Source organism: Corynebacterium sp. HMSC068H04, assembly GCF_001811255.1.
GTDB classification, from domain to species: domain Bacteria; phylum Actinomycetota; class Actinomycetes; order Mycobacteriales; family Mycobacteriaceae; genus Corynebacterium; species Corynebacterium hesseae.
The window spans coordinates 131,592-147,824 of record NZ_KV803996.1 but is presented as its reverse complement, the minus strand read 5'-3'; the positions used below and the strand labels follow the sequence as shown (position 1 = coordinate 147,824).

13 protein-coding genes are annotated in these 16,233 nt (G+C 63.4%); 3 read left to right on the top strand and 10 right to left on the bottom strand.

Going from position 1 to position 16,233, the window contains the following annotated elements:
- Window positions 1–53: 53 nt before the first annotated feature.
- The 5 genes from HMPREF2792_RS06640 to HMPREF2792_RS06620 form a co-directional block, all read right to left on the bottom strand.
- Window positions 54–1,337 (bottom strand): type III secretion system chaperone family protein, encoded by a 1,284-nt coding sequence (locus tag HMPREF2792_RS06640; protein WP_232748485.1) that lies wholly within the window; start codon window positions 1,335–1,337, stop codon window positions 54–56.
- A 61-nt stretch (window positions 1,338–1,398) separates the two neighbouring features.
- Window positions 1,399–2,250, bottom strand: a complete 852-nt coding sequence (locus tag HMPREF2792_RS06635) for a sulfurtransferase (RefSeq protein ID WP_070532101.1) — start codon at window positions 2,248–2,250, stop codon at window positions 1,399–1,401.
- A 51-nt stretch (window positions 2,251–2,301) separates the two neighbouring features.
- A complete protein-coding gene (clpB, locus tag HMPREF2792_RS06630) occupies window positions 2,302–4,863 on the bottom strand; it encodes an ATP-dependent chaperone ClpB (protein ID WP_070532097.1) in 2,562 nt (853 codons plus the stop codon).
- Between the two features lie 313 nt (window positions 4,864–5,176).
- Window positions 5,177–6,571 (bottom strand): TetR/AcrR family transcriptional regulator, encoded by a 1,395-nt coding sequence (locus tag HMPREF2792_RS06625; RefSeq protein WP_070532094.1) that lies wholly within the window; start codon window positions 6,569–6,571, stop codon window positions 5,177–5,179.
- A 203-nt stretch (window positions 6,572–6,774) separates the two neighbouring features.
- Window positions 6,775–8,145: a sodium/glutamate symporter gene (locus tag HMPREF2792_RS06620; protein WP_070532091.1), complete on the bottom strand. Its 1,371-nt coding sequence runs from the start codon at window positions 8,143–8,145 to the stop codon at window positions 6,775–6,777.
- Between the two features lie 168 nt (window positions 8,146–8,313).
- Here HMPREF2792_RS06620 and HMPREF2792_RS06615 point away from each other — a divergent pair, with 168 nt between their 5' ends.
- On the top strand, window positions 8,314–9,513 hold the full coding sequence (locus HMPREF2792_RS06615) for an FAD-binding oxidoreductase (RefSeq protein ID WP_070532088.1): 1,200 nt from the start codon (window positions 8,314–8,316) through the stop codon (window positions 9,511–9,513).
- A gap of 51 nt (window positions 9,514–9,564) precedes the next feature.
- Here the strand turns inward: HMPREF2792_RS06615 and HMPREF2792_RS06610 are convergent, their stop codons facing one another.
- Entirely contained in the window at window positions 9,565–10,374 is an 810-nt protein-coding gene (locus tag HMPREF2792_RS06610; RefSeq protein ID WP_070532085.1) for a carbon-nitrogen hydrolase family protein, read from the bottom strand.
- 102 nt (window positions 10,375–10,476) lie between these two features.
- Here HMPREF2792_RS06610 and HMPREF2792_RS06605 point away from each other — a divergent pair, with 102 nt between their 5' ends.
- Both HMPREF2792_RS06605 and HMPREF2792_RS06600 read left to right on the top strand, forming a co-directional pair.
- Window positions 10,477–10,737, top strand: a complete 261-nt coding sequence (locus HMPREF2792_RS06605) for a hypothetical protein (protein ID WP_070532082.1) — start codon at window positions 10,477–10,479, stop codon at window positions 10,735–10,737.
- A gap of 35 nt (window positions 10,738–10,772) precedes the next feature.
- The gene (locus HMPREF2792_RS06600) at window positions 10,773–11,885 is read left to right on the top strand and encodes an alpha/beta hydrolase (protein WP_232748484.1); all 1,113 of its coding nucleotides are present in this window, start codon (window positions 10,773–10,775) and stop codon (window positions 11,883–11,885) included.
- A gap of 49 nt (window positions 11,886–11,934) precedes the next feature.
- Here the strand turns inward: HMPREF2792_RS06600 and HMPREF2792_RS06595 are convergent, their stop codons facing one another.
- From HMPREF2792_RS06595 to grpE, 4 genes are all read right to left on the bottom strand, one after another.
- The gene (locus HMPREF2792_RS06595) at window positions 11,935–13,455 is read right to left on the bottom strand and encodes an acetaldehyde dehydrogenase ExaC (RefSeq protein WP_070532076.1); all 1,521 of its coding nucleotides are present in this window, start codon (window positions 13,453–13,455) and stop codon (window positions 11,935–11,937) included.
- 319 nt (window positions 13,456–13,774) lie between these two features.
- Window positions 13,775–14,197, bottom strand: a complete 423-nt coding sequence (locus HMPREF2792_RS06590) for a heat shock protein transcriptional repressor HspR (protein ID WP_070523924.1) — start codon at window positions 14,195–14,197, stop codon at window positions 13,775–13,777.
- A 13-nt stretch (window positions 14,198–14,210) separates the two neighbouring features.
- Complete coding sequence (dnaJ, locus tag HMPREF2792_RS06585) at window positions 14,211–15,416, bottom strand: molecular chaperone DnaJ (protein ID WP_070532067.1); 1,206 nt, start codon at window positions 15,414–15,416, stop codon at window positions 14,211–14,213.
- 134 nt (window positions 15,417–15,550) lie between these two features.
- Window positions 15,551–16,231, bottom strand: coding sequence for a nucleotide exchange factor GrpE (gene grpE, locus HMPREF2792_RS06580; RefSeq protein WP_070532063.1), 681 nt, complete (start codon window positions 16,229–16,231; stop codon window positions 15,551–15,553).
- Window positions 16,232–16,233: the final 2 nt, after the last annotated feature.

Genomic DNA, 16,233 nt, shown 5'->3' with positions numbered 1-16,233 from the left:
ACCCTCTTGTCGCACGCTTGCCCGCGACTAGTGCTGGTGCCGGGCCGGCAGGTCTAGTCGAAGATGGAGGAGCCGCCGTCGAAACGGCGTGGGAGGCGGGCCTGGTTGTTTTCGGGGGCGGGGTGTTCGTGGCCGTCGGCAATCGCGTCCACCTCGTCCGCACCCAAGCTGGAATGGTCGATGGTGCCGCGGGCCTCGCTGGTGGTGCGGCTCGGCATGACCACCGGTTCGGTGGGGCGCTGGATGGTCGGGGTATCGAGGGAATCATCACGATCCGGAACTGCCGTGGGCCCGGTCGGCTCCGGTTGCGGGGGCTCCGGGATATCGCGGCTCGGGTCGAGCTCATCAACGCGCAGCACCTGGGCAGCCTCGGAGCGCGGTGGGAGCACGCGGGCGGAATCGGCGAGCAAAGACAGCGGTTCGAGCAGCGCTTCCCACTCTGCGCTGCGCGCCTGCCGAGTGGTCTGGGCAAGCGCCCACTCCCCCTCCATCCACACGGCGGTCACCGCGGCGGGAAGGCGCCTCAGCGCGTCAGTGACGCGGGCATCGATGAGGCGCTGTCCCACGCCGGCGTCGGTGGCGAAGACCTCGAAGCCTTCCTCCTCACGCACGTACACCAGATCCTCAGAATGGTTCTCCGCTTCCTCGCCTGCTCGGCGGAAATCCACCACGATGTCGGAGGCCGCGCCGGTGCGCATGGCCATGACGGGGATTGAGCCCATGTCGAAGAGCAGCGTCTCATGGCCGCGGACGCTTCCGGCGACGATATCCCGGGGTTCCTGGCCGCGGGCGGCTGCGCCGCGGGTCCACTCATCGGCGAGGTAGGAATCGTGCTTGATGTATTCCCAGCCGCGCTGCTGGCCAAAGGCTTTGCGCTCGCGGCGGGCGCTGCCCGGCACGAGGTGCCTGGCGCGCTCTGCGCGCTCGGCAAAGCTGTGCACCGGTGCCGGTTCTGCGCTTGCTTCTACGGCCGGCTCTGCCTCAGGTTCCGGGGCGGGCTCCGGCTCGGTTGCGATGGCGGGCTCTACTGTGGGCTCGGGTTCTTCGGCGAGCACAGGTTCGGCCTCGGGCTCTGGGGAGGCCTCTGCGGTTGCTTCGGGCTCAGCGGGTTCAGTCTCAGCAGGTTCAGGCTCGGCGGATTCAGGGGCCGCGGCATCAGCTGCGCCGTCGGCAGAATCGGCGGCAACGGCGTCGGCAGAGGCGCCGGGATCGGTGACGGTGTCGGTTGCTGCGTCACCGGCGGAGTGCGCGGCGCGCTGGCGCTGATCCAGCCAGAGCACGATCACACCGGCCGCGAGCGCGAGGGCGGCGAGGGATAAGAGTACGAAAGGCATCATTGACCGACTCTAATCGCCCGGCGCGCCCCATTCGCGCTGACGCGCTGGTCACGCGCGGATTCTAGACGTGCTCGCGGTCGCCGCGCTCCACGGGATTGGCCGGGTTGGCCGACCACTGTGACCAGCCGCCAACGAAGTGGCGCAGGCCGGTAAAGCCCACGTGCTCCAGAACGGCAATGGTGAGCGCGGAGTGATTGCCGGAGCCGGAGTAGATGATGGCGCCGTCCACGTTCTCCTTGGTCACGCCGTGCTGGTCAAGTATCTCCAGGATTTCTTCCTTGGACTTCCACACGGTGATGTCCTGCGTGTGGAAGAGGCGCTCGGGCAGGTTGACCGCGCCCGGAATGTGGCCGGCCTTCAGGTCGAGGTTCTCGCGGCGGCCGGCGAAGCGGTTGCGCGTGCGAACGTCGAGAAGCAGGCCCTTGTGTTCCTTGACTTCATCGATGGTGGCCGTGGGCATCGAGCCCGGCTTCACTTTAAGGTTCGAGGTCATGCCCAGGTTGCCCGGACCGGTGAGCGTGGGCATCGCCTGGGCGCGCCAGTTGGACAGGCCGCCGTCGAGAATGCGGACGTTCTGGATGCCCGCCCAGCGCAGCGTCCACCACGCGCGACCGGCGAAGAGGCCGCGGCCTTCGTCGTAGACCACGACCTCGCTATCCTCACGCAGGCCCCAGTGATCGATCCACTCTTGAATCTTCTCGGTCTGTGGGAGTGGGTTGCGCCCCACCTTGGAGCCGGGCAGGCCCACGAAGGCCGAGGCGGCGTCGGCGTACTGGGCAGTCGGAATGTGGAGGGAGGAAAACTGATTGAAGGCCTCGCCTTCCCCTGGTGCCCAGAGGGAAGCGAGGATGGTCGTCTTATCACCGCGGTAAATCTTCTCACTCAACTCGTGAGGGGAGATCAAAATGCTCATGCCCCTAGATGATAGGGGCATGAGCGGGTGCTGGCGACCGGTGAGCGCCGCTTATGCGGTGCGGGCAGCTAGCTCGAGGTGCTCGCCGCCGTCGGCGACGTCAACGTGCACGGTATCGCCGTCCACGATGTCACCGGCCAAGAGCTTCTTGGCCAGCTGGTCGCCGATGGCCTGCTGGATCAGGCGGCGCAGCGGGCGGGCACCGTAGGCCGGGTCGTAGCCGCGCTCCGCCAGCCACAGCTTGGCGGCATCGGACACGTTTAGCGTCAGGCGGCGGCCGGACAGGCGCTCGGCCAAGCCCTTGAGCTGGATGTCCACGATGCCGGTGAGCAGATCCGAGGTCAGCGGCTCAAACATCACGACATCATCGAGACGGTTGATGAACTCCGGCTTGAAGCTGCGCTTGACCGCCTCCATGACCTCTTCCTTGGTGCCGCCGGCACCCAGGTTCGAGGTCAGGATGATGACCGTGTTGCGGAAGTCCACGGTACGGCCCTGGCCATCGGTCAGGCGGCCTTCATCGAGCACCTGGAGCAGCACGTCGAAGACGTCCGGGTGGGCCTTCTCGACTTCGTCGAAAAGCACCAGCGTGTACGGGCGGCGTCGCACCGCCTCGGTGAGCTGGCCGCCGGCGTCGTAGCCCACGTATCCCGGAGGGGCACCGACGAGGCGGGCCACGGAGTGCTTCTCACCGAACTCGGACATGTCGATGCGGACCATGGCGGATTCATCGTCAAAGAGGAAGTCCGCCAGAGCCTTCGCCAGCTCCGTCTTACCCACGCCTGTCGGGCCGAGGAAGAGGAAGGAACCGGTCGGGCGGTTGGGGTCAGCCACACCGGCGCGGGCGCGGCGAACGGCGTCGGACACCGCGGTGACGGCCTCCTTCTGGCCCACCACACGCTCACCCAACACGGACTCCATGTTGAGCAGCTTCTCGGTCTCACCCTGCAGCATCTTGCCGGCCGGGATGCCGGTCCAAGCGGAGACGACCTCCGCGATGGTATCCGGAGTGACCTCCTCAGTGAGCATGGTGTTGTGCTGCTGCTGAGCCTTCTCCTCAGCAGCGGCCAGGTCCTTCTCCAGCGGCGGCATCTTGCCGTAGTTGATCTCAGAGGCCAGTGCTAGGTCACCATCGCGCTCCGCGATTTCGGCCTGGCGGCGCAGATCCTCCAGCTGTTCCTTGATGGTCTGCACATCATCGATGGCCTTCTTCTCATTGGCCCAGCGGGCCTTGAGCTCGCCGAGCTTCTCGCGCTCATCGGCCAGCTCTTGCTGAAGTGCGGCCAGGCGGTCCTTCGAAGCTGCGTCCGACTCCTTCTTTAGGGCCAGCTCCTCAATTTCGAGGCGGCGGACGATGCGCTCCAGCTCATCAATCTCCTGCGGGGAGGAGTCAATCTCCATGCGCAGGCGGGAGCCGGCCTCATCGACTAGGTCGATGGCCTTATCCGGCAGGAAGCGGTTGGTGATGTAGCGGTGCGAGAGCTCCGCGGCAGAAACCAGGGCTGAGTCCTGAATGCGCACGCCGTGGTGTACCTCGTAGCGCTCCTTGAGGCCACGGAGGATACCGATGGTGTCCTCCACGGAAGGCTCAGCGGCGTAGACCTGCTGGAAGCGGCGCTCCAGGGCGGCATCCTTCTCGATGTACTTGCGGTACTCGTCGAGGGTGGTGGCACCGACCAGGCGGAGCTCGCCGCGGGCCAGCATGGGCTTAATCATGTTGCCGGCATCCATGGAACCTTCACCGGTGGCACCGGCGCCGACGATGGTGTGCAGCTCATCGATGAAGGTGATGATCTGCCCATCGGAAGCCTTAATCTCATCGAGCACGGCCTTGAGGCGCTCCTCGAACTCGCCGCGGTACTTCGCGCCGGCGACCATGGAGCCGAGGTCCAGGCTCAGCAGGGTCTTGCCCTTGAGGGATTCCGGGACGTCACCCGCCACGATGCGGCGGGCTAGGCCCTCCACGATGGCGGTCTTACCCACGCCGGGCTCACCGATGAGCACCGGGTTATTCTTCGTGCGGCGGCTGAGCACCTGGACCACGCGGCGGATCTCCTGATCGCGGCCGATCACCGGGTCAATCTTGCCCTCGCGGGCGCGGGCGGTGAGGTCCGTGGCGTACTTCTCCAGAGCCTGGAACTGCTCCTCGGGGTTCTCCGAGGTCACCTTGGCCGCGCCGCGCACGGAAGGGAAAGCGCCCTTGAGCGCGTCATAGGTGGCACCGCGGGAGGTCAGCAGCTCGGCGGCATCCGACTTGGAGCCCGCAATAGCGGCGAGCAAGACCTCGGTGGAGACGAACTCATCACCGAGCTCACCCGCCAGCTCCTGAGCGCGGGTGAGGACGTTGAGGGCGTCGCGGTTAAAGTTCGGGTTCGCCATGTTGGCGCCCTCGGCCTTCGGGAGGGCGTCGATAAGCTGGCGCGCCTCTTTGAGCACCGTCTCCGGATCCACACCGGTGGCCTTGAGCACCGGGGCGGCAATGCCGTCCTTCTGCTCAAGGATGGCTGCTAAAAGGTGTGCCGGGCGGATGTCCGGGTTACCGTTGGCGGAGGCCGTCTGCAGCGCTTGCTGCAGGGCCTCCTGAGTTTTAGTGGTGGGGTTAAAAGAACTCATTGTTGTGTTTCTCCGTTTCTACTGTTTGTCCAAACCTTCCCGCAACAACAGTGGCGAAGGAAGCTTCACTGTCTATAACGCCACAGAACTTGAGTCTGTTCCACTCAACTAGAACTTTTTTAAATTTCCATGTCTACGCCAGGTTGATCGGCTCACACTCAAGTTTCCCTTTTCCGCTGATATGGCGTGCCTTTACTGACACGCCGCCTATCCTGGCACGCCGTGGGCACAAGAAAACCGGCCCCTCTGCCCTGCTGGATTCAGCAGAACGGAAGAGCCGGTGTTTATCTACGTTTATCTACGATTAAACGGGCTAGATAGTCTGCGGCTGCTTGCCGGGAAGATCGTAGGCAAAGGTCGCTAGGACCACGCCCGTCACAAAGTAATAGATGGACCACTTTTCCTCGAGGTCGATACCACGGAACTCACCCATAGAAGCTAGGTGGCACATGCCGTCAGCACCGGCCCACAGGGTGAAGTTCTTGATATAAACCAGGCGATCCTCCGGTTCGTACCCGGCCTCCCGCAGCGCTTCGCGGGCAAAACGCATCAACAATGCGAAGGACACACCCATCTTGGTCTGTTCCTCGCCATCCGCACTCAGCGGCACCACGGACCCAGAGGCAGCGGCGATGCAGGCGCTATAACGTTCGGGGTAGGTCACCGCGTAATCGAAGTAGGCCACCGCTACGCACAGGAGCTTGTCGACGGCCGATGCATCCTCCGGCAGCTGCTCTAGGAGGTAGAGGCTGCGGGCTTCCAGCTCACAGTCGGTTTCCTGATCCACGGATTCACGCAGCACGAAGTCATTGTCCACCAACGAAGCAATGAACACATCGGAGACCTCGAAGTACTCGGCCACGTTCTCGATGGTCACTGCCTTCAGCCCGTCGCGCGCCGCCAGCTGGATAGCGCGTTCCATGACGGCCATGCGCGCGCGTTCCGCAGGAAGCTTCTGTAAATCCTCAATCGCAGAGATATCGAGAGCTGGATCGCGGTCCGGAACAAAGCCGGCGAGCATCGCACGGTAATCCTGCATAGGATCACGCAGGCTCGACATTTCTAGCGACTCCGCCGCCTTGAACAGCGTTCCGATGAGCGCCTTGCATACCTCGCGCAGGTTGAAGCGCCGCACCACCGAGTGTTGGTGCCGCAGTACGCCGAGAACACTGAGGTGTGCCATGCCATGAACAGTGGCCAAGGTAGCAACGCTGAGCTTTGCCACCGATTCGAAACACACATCGCTTCCAACCTGGATTTTTTCCTCCGTCGCGATGAGCGCGATGGTTTCATAGATCAGGTCCAAGGTCCGGTTATAGGACAAATTGCCCTGCAAGAGAGCCTGCCATTCGTCCTCGAAGACATAGGCCTTCTTTTCAAAGAGGTAGCGAAACAGCTCCGGCTCACGCTCGGCGTACTCGTAATAGGCCTCAGTAAAAGTTGTCAGTTTGGTAAAAAGATCGGCGTAGCCTGGGGCCGCATCGAGCGTTTCCTCAAGAAACTTGACCTTGCGGTCAGTCACATATTCGGGGATCGCCCGCACGATGGCCTCGCGGTCAGGAAACTCCGCAAGCACCTGAGCAGCACTAAGCTCCGCCAGCTTGGCCACGGATTCGACGGAGATGGCCTCATCTCCCTCCGCAGCTCCGATATGAAGCGCAGACTCGAGTACACGCTCACGAAGTGAGTCTTCATAAAGAAAATGCATACGGCTTCCTAAGTTTGCGCTCACATAGAGGAAGAAAGGTAGACACTGGGCGAGCGCCACGCTAATAACTCCTTAATTTTACCCCTATCTTCAGTTAAAGAGCAATGTGTTCAACAAGCTCTCCTTCAGTCAAGTCACACCCTTACCAATAAAACAATCCCCCAGGCCACGACCTGGGGGATTGCGTGCGAAGGGTTTGGCGTCTACTTCGATGAGCCGACGTGCCCGATGCCTTCCTTGAAGATGGTGCCGCGCGGCGGCATCATTCCGGTGAACTTGAACACGAGGTAGATGACCACCGCGATGCCCAGGGAGATCCAGCCAAAGCCAGCGGTGAAGCCGTACATGACGGACAGCGGCGCGATGATGGTCCAGGAAATCTCGAAGGGGCCGAAGCCGATGTAGGCCATGCCGTACTCCGACAGCGTGCCGGACTTGAGCTTGGGGTCCACGATCTTGAGGATCGCAATACCGGTGGCCACGGTGGCCGTGGCCCAGCCCCAACCGAAGATGCCGCGCTCAATCCAGCGCTCACCGAAGAACTCGGCGGGGAACCACATCAGGAAGAAGATGCAGTAGATGGTGCCCAGAACGAAGAGCAGCAGGAGGGCCTGCCAGTAGGCCGCGACAGCTGCCGGCACGATGGCCGCCACACCAAAGGCAATGAGGTAGTCAGTCGCCGCACCGGAGACCGAGCTCACCGTGTCCTTATCCAGGTAGTCCTTAGCACCCACCATGTTCATCACGGCGCGGAAGAGCAGGCCCACGACCATGGACATGGCAAACAACGGGATGGAGACGTTCTCCCAGATGGAGGCGATGCCCTTGTTAATGCCGTAGGCGGTCATCACGGTCAGGGCGATGAAGCCAACGTGGAGGGTGATGGGCTCGATGGCGGAAGGGTTCGTCGTCGCGCGGCCCAGCGAGGGGCGATCCTCCAGGCGCGAGATGTAACCGCGGCGCAGCTCCTCCGGGAGCTGCTTCGGAACGTGTGAAACCTTGCCCTTGCGGATGCCCCAGTTACCCGCAATGATGCCGCCGACGATGGCGGCCAAGGTACCCACGGTAGCGGAGGTAAAGCCCAGCGAGGAGGCTGCCTCAGCGCCCACGCCCTCCAAGGCACCGCCGACGGCCGCGGCGGTACCGAAACCGCCGGTAAAGCCAACGGGCAGCATCATGCCGAACCAGTCGGGCGTGTCGAAAGTAGGCTTAAACAGCAAGAGGCCAAGGATGATGAACAGGCCCCACTGGCCGGTGAACATCATGGTGGAATAGCCCCACATGTTGCGAGCGCCCTTGCCCATGTTGCCGCCCATCTCCATGGAGAAGGCCATGGAAGCGAAGACCACGGCGATGAGCAGTGAGGTGTAATCACCGAGGTTCTCGGAAAAACCGATCCAGCCCAAGACATTGGGCCCCAAGAGCAAGCCGAGCAGGCCCGCGGTGATGGGGGCAGGCAGCAGCAAGTCCTGGAATACGAACTTGATCTGGTGGCGCAAAACGTTGCCGATAACCATGAGCAAGGAAATCCAGCCCACGTCGGTCATGATTGTGTACGCAGAGAAATCTTCCATGCGAGATCTTCCTTCCATGCCGCGCATCGCGGCATCCTTGAGACGAGACTCACCCACTTTCGGGAAATGAACCGTAGATTACACTACAACTCCCTCCCCGCTTTGCCACCCCTGACGTATAACCCTAGGGGGTTTTGGCGCTACCCCCAGGCGCTAGGATGGGCGGGCATGAGGGAACTGGGTGAGCACCTGCGCAACCATGCCGAGGACTATCGCGATGCAGTACACAGGCACTTTTTTGCCACCGTGGCCGAATCCCGCCAAGTCTTTGCTCTGTCGATGAAAGACACGCACCCCTCCATGGCCCCGGCACTCGCGTGGGTGCTGGAAAATGTGGAGGACGGTGAGGTTCGGGGGGACGTCGCCAAGCGCCTAGCGCAGATGGGGCGTGATCATCGCCGCCACGGTTTCCCCCCTGAGGTGTATCCCAAATTCGAGGATTCCCTGGTGCAGGCGCTTACGGTGCTGGGACTGACGCCGCACCAGCACGACGTGGCAACGCGCACCATTTCCAGCGTGTGTTCAATCATGCGCAGCGCCGCCCAGGAGGCGGATGTCGCCGGCACTCCCCCTGCTCACAGCGCCCAGGTCGTGGCGGTGGACAAGCCTAACCGGAACACCGCTGTGGTCCGGCTGGAATCCGGCATGGCGCTGGACTACCGCGCGGGCCAGCACGTACCGGTGACCTCGCAGCTCACGCCCGGCACCTGGCGCCCCCTGACCCCGGCAGCGCCCTCCGATGATTCAGGGCAGCTGACATTCCACCTTGCGCTGGCGGGTGAGGCCTCCTCGATGCTGGCGAAGGCCCAGCCGGGCGATTGGTGGACGCTGGGCATGCCCGCCGGTGAGCCACCGCAGCTCGATTCCGAGACCACTCTCATTTCCTTCGGCACCGGGTGGGCAGGCGCCCGGGCGCTGCTTCTCGACGCCCTGGGGAGCACCCTCCCCTCCGGGCTCGAGGTCTATGCCGTGGCCCCCTCGCCGGGCGAGCACTATGAAACGGAGTTTCAGGCCAACCTGCAGGCCCTGGTTCCGGAGCTCACTCTGCGGCACATCGTTCGGGATTCGCAGGATCCCTGGCTGCTCGGAGCACGGCCGCTGGCCGCCGGGTTCAACCCAGTGGTGGCCAATGAACCGATGGAACCGGTGCTCGCGGCGGGAACGGACCGCCGCTTCGTGCTCATCGGTCCTGCCGATCGCGTCGAACTAGCGCGCGCGGCGCTGCTCGACGGTGGCGTTTCGGAGGAGGCAATCACCACGGATAGCTGGCAGCGTGGCCACGAGTGGGCGGCCTCAGCCGCAGAGCTCGACGGCTGGGGCCATGACTGGGAGGCCTGGGCGGCGTGGAAGAAATCCCAGTGGGCATAGGCGCTCAGAGCGCCTATGCGTGCAAACGTCGCTTAGTCGTACACACGGAGCTTAGGCGTCCAGAACAGGGAGGGACTCACGAACCTTCGTCACGGTGTCTGGGTCCACCTCGCCGTAGAGGAGCTCCGGCTCATAACCAGCCTCGGCGAGGCGCGTGCCATCCGGCGCCACGAGGACGGAGTGCCCGATGCCAGTGGGCCCGGAGGCCTCCCCCGCCTTCGCCTCCCCACCGGGACGAGCCTGGCCCGCGGCCAAAACATAGGTCGTGGAATCGAGCGCGCGCGCCGCGCTGAGCAGGCGCCACTGCTCCAACTTGCCCGGGCCATCCGCCCAGCTGGTGGGCACGACGATGAGCTGGGCACCCTGGCGGGCTAGCTCCTTGAACTGCTCGGGGAAGCGGATGTCATAGCAGGTGGCGACACCCACGGTGAGCTCCCCGGCGTCGAAGACAACAAGAGACTCACCGGGCCGGACGGTATTGGACTCCTTGTATTTGAAGGCGTCGTACGTATGGATCTTTTCGTAACCGCCGAGCACTCCGGGGCCGGCGATGAGCGCGACGTTGGCCACGCGGTTAATGGTCTTCTCACCCCGTTGGACGGTATCCGCCGGGGCGAACATTCCCAGCACCACGTACACGCCGAGCTCTTCTGCCAGCGCGCGCACGGCGGTGGCGGTGGGGCCGTCGAGTCCCTCCGCGTGCGTATCGAGGCGCCCGGAATCGAAGCTCTGGGTGGTAGCTTCCGGCAGGACGATAAGCTGCGCGCCGTTGTCCGCGGCTTCCCGGATTTTGTCGAGCGCTACTGCGAGGTTGTCCTCAACGTCTCCGGTACTGGTCAATTGAACTGCTGCTACCTTCATGCGGCCCACGGTAGACGAGCCCGGACTAGTTATCCACAGATTTCGTGAATACGCGGCGGCTGCCCTTTACGGCAAGAGGAGTGCTGGCGCAGTCTCGATGCTATGAACCACCTTGACATTGACAGTGCTGCTCGCGAGCAGATCCGCGACCTCTTCGGCCATGCCTGCCCCGCCGCGTTTCCGTCCTTGCAGGAACCTCCCCGTACCGCCCGCGCCCTTGCGCTCCTCAGTGCCCAGTGGGAGGACACCCGGCGGGCAAGTGAAGCGGCTCGGCGGACGCAATTGGAGGAGCTTGACCGTTTCGTGGGGTTGGCCCACGGTCTTGATGTGGAGCTTTCCTCACGTTTGGGAGGAGCGCAATGAGCGCGGCCGGGGCGCTTCGGTTGGAAGCTTTAGGGATGGAACGAAACGCATCTGAGCTGGCGCGTTATATAGATGCGTCACACCATCATTGGGTAGGTCTAGCGATTTCCGGTGCTGCAGCCGATGCCGCGCGGCGTTCCTTGCACCGCGCCAGCGACAGTCTGGTGAATCCCGTGCAGCAGATGCGCTTTGCCGCGTACGTCTTGAGCCTCTACGCACCGTTGCAGGAGAGAATTGAACAGCTGCGCGCACGCGCTGTGCGGCTGGCTTCGGTCCCCGCTTTTGCAGAACCCGCCAGCGTGGCGCTGGGGCAGTTGGACGCGCTTGCCGACGTCCTCGATTGGGCCTGCGCCCGCCAACTCACTGCCCTGTGCACTCCGGAGCTTGCCCAACCACCCAGCCGCTTGGAGGATTTCGGCGACCTCTCACTGACCGAGTTGCACGAGCTCCAGCTGACCATGGCCAGCGAGGAGGTCCGCTCCCTGGCCGCGGCTAACCCGGATGTCACCGTGCTCGAGGCCAGCCCTGGGCGGCTGGTGGCGCTCGTGGACCCAGAGAACATCGGCACACAGGCCGCCCAGGTCAGCACGTTTGTGGGCGGGGTAGGTTCTTCCGATACAGCAAGCTGGCCCACTGCGATGGAGCGCGCACGCGCCATCGCCCGCGCCACCCATGGGCCTACGGTGGCGTGGATTGGCTACTCCGCCCCGCCCACATTGTCCCGCGCGGCGCACGAAGACCCGGCGCGCCGCGGGGCCGCCGAGCTAGGCCGCTTCCAACGCGCCTTGCGGCAGCGCTTTCCTCGGGCTCAGCACATCCTCATCGGCTATTCCTATGGCTCGGTGGTTGTAGGTAAGGCCGCGCAACAGGACTATGTTGCGGATGACGTCGTGCTCGTCGGCAGCCCAGGTGCCTCGGCGGATAGAGCGTCGCAATTGCACGGCCGTGTCTGGAGCGCGCGAAACACCGAGGATCCCATCGCGATTACCACCGGTCCGCATGGTGGCATCCATGGCCCCGATCCCACCTCCCCTGCCTTCGGTGCAACACCTCTGCCAGGTGCTAGCGGGCGTCCGGGCGATCATGGCACCTATTGGAAAGACCCCGCATTCCTGCGGGGTCTGGGCGTCATCGCGCAACGCTATTAGTAGGCAGCCACGTGGCTATTAGTAGGCAGCCACGTGGGGTTGCTGCCTTTTAGAAGAGGCCGGCGTGCTCCTCAGAGTAGGACACCAGCATGTTCTTCGTCTCCTGGTAGTGGGACAGCATCATGAGGTGGTTCTCGCGTCCGATGCCAGACTCCTTGTAGCCGCCGAAGGCGCTGTGCGCCGGGTAGACGTGGTAGTGATTCACCCACACGCGGCCGGCCTGGATTTCTCGCCCGGCGCGGTAGCAGGTGTTCTGGTGGCGCGACCACACACCGGCGCCAAGGCCAAAGTTGGTGTCGTTGGCTATCTGGATGGCTTCCTCGAAGTCCTTGAACGTGGCCACGGAGAGCACCGGTCCGAAGATTTCCTCGCGGAAGATGCGCATGTCATTGGTGCCGCGGAAGACGGTCGGCTCAATGTAGTAGCCGTTTTCCAGGCCCTCCACCTTGTTCACGTGGCCGCCGACGAGAGTTTCCGCACCCTCCTTCGGGCCCACCTCAAGGTATTCGGTGATCTTGTCCATCTGTTCCTGGGAGGCCTGCGCGCCCATCATCGTTTCGGTATCGAGCGGGTGGCCAATCTTGATTTTCTTTACGCGCTCCACCGCCAGTTCTAGGAATTTGTCCGCGATGTCTTCGTGGATCAATGCGCGGGACGGGCAGGTGCAGACCTCGCCTTGGTTGAGGGCGAACATGACAAAGCCCTCCACGCACTTCTCCAGGTAGGCATCGTCCTTGTCCATGATGTCCGCGAAGAAGATGGACGGTGACTTGCCGCCGAGCTCCAGCGTGACGGGGATGACCTTGTCCGCAGCAGCCTTGTTGATGATCTTGCCCACCGGGGTGGAGCCGGTAAAGGCGATTTTGGCGATGCGCTCCGAGGTGGACAGAGCCACGCCAGCTTCTTCGCCGACGCCGTTGACGATGTTGAGCACGCCCTTCGGCAGGAGGTCCTCAATAATCTCAATGAGCAGCAGAATCGATGCCGGGGTTTGCTCAGCCGGCTTCATCACGATGGTGTTACCTGCGGCCAGCGCCGGTGCAATCTTCCACGCCGCCATCAGCAGCGGGAAGTTCCACGGGATAATCTGCCCCACCACACCCAGCGGCTCGTGAAAGTGATAAGCCACGGTGTCCTGGTCGATCTGGGACAGGCGGCCCTCCTGTGCGCGGATGGCGCCGGCGAAGTAGCGGAAGTGATCAACAGCCAACGGGATATCGGCGGCGAGGGTCTCGCGCACAGCCTTGCCGTTCTCCCAGGTTTCCGCGACGGCGATCTTCTCCAGGTTTTCCTCGATGCGGTCCGCGATGCGATGCAGCAGGAGCGCGCGCTCCGCCGGGGTGGTCTTGCCGAAAGTCTCGAAAGCCTTCTCCGCGGCATCGATGGCCAAGTTGATGTCTGCTTCCTTACCTCGGGCCACCTGGCAGAAAACCTCACCGGTCACCGGGGTGATGTTGTCCATGTACTCACCATCGACCGGCGGTACCCACTCGCCGCCGATGTAGTTGTCATAGCGCTCGCGGAAGTTGACGATGGCATCAGGGGTGCCTGGGTTTGCGTACAAAGTCATGTGCCTAGTGCCTTTCTCATGGATTCAGTACCGTAACGGTGGCCGCACGCACAATCGCATCTACACGTGACGGGCGGCACAACTCTGGACGCGAGTGTAGCGATAAGTATTGCCAAACTCACGTTTTCAATGAGGAAAGCTTTTGGGGTCGTTGACCAAAGGCGCCTTGCTGCCAAAGTTCGAAGGCCCAGAGCAATTTTGAACAAGAACTTTGGCAACAACGGCACTTTTTAGGCGAAGAGCACGCGGCCTCAGGCCGAGCAGGGCTGGCTGGGCCCCAAAACAGGAGAACCCCCTCCCACAAGGGAGGGGGAAGTGCCTAGCTGTCGCGGCGTCGGTTGCGACGCGGCTTCCACATCACCACGGATGTCGAACGCGGTACGTGGACCAGCTCGCCGCGCGATGGCCGCACCTGGCTGCGCAAGCGCTCAACTTCGGCCTGCAACTCATCACGCTCGGCGGCGAGGCGGTCACGCTCCGCGGTCAGCTCGATGATGGACTTGATACCAGCCAAGTTCACACCATCATCCTGCGAGAGCGTCTGGATCTTGCGCAAAAGCTCGATATCGCTCTCGGAATAGCGGCGGCCCCCGCCGGAGGTGCGGGCCGGGGAGACCAACCCCATCCGGTCATACGTGCGCAGGGTTTGAGCATGCATGCCAGACAGTTCCGCAGCCACGGAGATGACGTACATCGCCTTGGGCTGCGCCGCATCACTTCGGTTCATCCTGTCTTTGCTCATCACGCACCTCCTCCTAGCGGGCTACCGTGTTGCCGGCCCAGCCGGCACGCGGGTCGAAGCCGGAGTCCTTCTCCGCCTGCGCATAATTGCGCAGCGCCGAGGAGGCAGCGGCATCCAGGGTGGAGGGCACGGTAACTTGTACGGTCACCATGAGGTCACCGGCCTTGCCGCCGCGCTTGGCCACACCGCGGCCCTTCACGCGCAACGTGCGGCCGTCGGGAGTGCCCGCCGGTACCTTCACGCGCACGGGCGAATCGAGGGTCGGCACCGTAATGGTGTCCCCCAAGGCCAGCTCCGCGAAGGAGACAGGGACGGTGACGTGTAGGTCATCGCCCTCCCGGGTGAAGACCTTGTCGGGCTTTACCGTGACCGCCACGAAGAGGTCACCGGACGGCGTGCCATTCGGGCCAGCTTCACCCTGGCCGGCAAGGCGTACCTTCTGGCCATCGATCACGCCTGCGGGGATGCGCACCGTGATCGAGCGGGTGCGGTGCACCGTTCCGGAACCGGAGCAATCAGCGCACGGGTCCTCGGCGCGCTGGCCGGTGCCATCGCAATCCGTGCACGGCGCCGAGAAACCGAAGGTACCGCGCTGCTCAGAGGTGAAACCGGTGCCATCGCACGTCGAGCACGTCGTCAGCTTGCCGCTCTTTGAACCGGAGCCGTGGCACGTGGTGCAGGGAGCTTCGCCGCTGAGCTGCAGTGGAATGGTGGTTCCCTTCGCCGCCTCGCGGAAGTCGAGGGTTATTTGCGTTTCGACGTCGGCCCCCCGCGACGGCCGAGCTGTGTGGCCAGCACCACCGCCGCGGTTGAAAACGCCACCGAAGATATCCCCAAGACCGCCGCCTTGAGACGCTCCTCGAGCGGATCCTCCGAAGATGTCCGAGATGTCGAATTCTTGCGCACCCGGTCCACCCATGTGCGTGGATCGAAACCCGCCGGGAAACCCGGCGCCTCCTCTCCGTCCAAAGCCGCCGCTGCGCATCATGGCCTTGAACTGGTCATAGTCCTTGCGAGTCGCTTTATCTGAGAGCACGTCATAGGCCTCTGCCACCTGCTTGAATTTCTCCGCCGCCGCGGGGTTATCCGGGTTGGCATCGGGGTGGTTCTGGCGGGCCAGCTTGCGGTAAGCGTGCTTAATCTCTTCGGCGGTAGCGGATGAGGAGACCCCCAGATCCGCGTAATAATCCTTGTCTGCCCATTCTGGCTTAGCGTTCACTGGGCATCTCCTCCTTTCAGGAGAGTCGATTCATGGTTGGGTTTTAAGATTTTTTGCTAAGTAAAAAAGCTAACTAAGTAGAGAAAAGAAGAGTGGCGCCAAGGAACATTGAGCCCTGACGCCACCTGCAATACCTATTCTGCGTTGTCCGAGCTATCCGGACTCTCAGCGGTATCGGCTGACTCTGCAGGGTCGGCGATAATCACCATGGCGGTGCGCACAACGCGCTCCCCCACCGTGTAGCCGCGGCGCAGAACCGTGCCGATGACCTGCTCGTCACCGGTGGACAGGTCCTGGACCGCTTCGTGCACCTCGGGGTCGAAGGCATCGCCCTCGGCGCCGAACGGGGTCAGCTGGTTCTTGGTCAGCACGCCCGTGAGCTTGTCCGCGATGGCCTTGAGCGGGCCCTCGTTGAGGTCACCGTGCTGGCGAGCGAGCTCCATGTCATCAAGGATTGGCAGGAAGTCTGCCAAGACCTTGGCCTTGGTGGTCTCGATCACGGCCTGGCGGTCGCGCTCGGTGCGGCGGCGGTAGTTGGTGTACTCCGCGTTGAGGCGCTGCAGGTCCTCGGTGCGCTCAGCGAGCTGAGCTTCCAAGGAGTTTTCCGCAACGGTCTCCTCACCCGCGGCCGCTTCATCGGTGATGTCGCGGGCGGCATCCTCTACCGCGGCCTCTGCCTCAGCGGTGTTCGCCGTGGCGTCATCCACGGCGCCATCGGCAGAAGCGGCCTCGGCGGCGGCAGCCTCCGCAGCCTCAGCGGAGGTTGCCTCAGGGTCGGTATTGGCCGGGTTGCCCGGGTCCTGAGGGGAGGTCATGG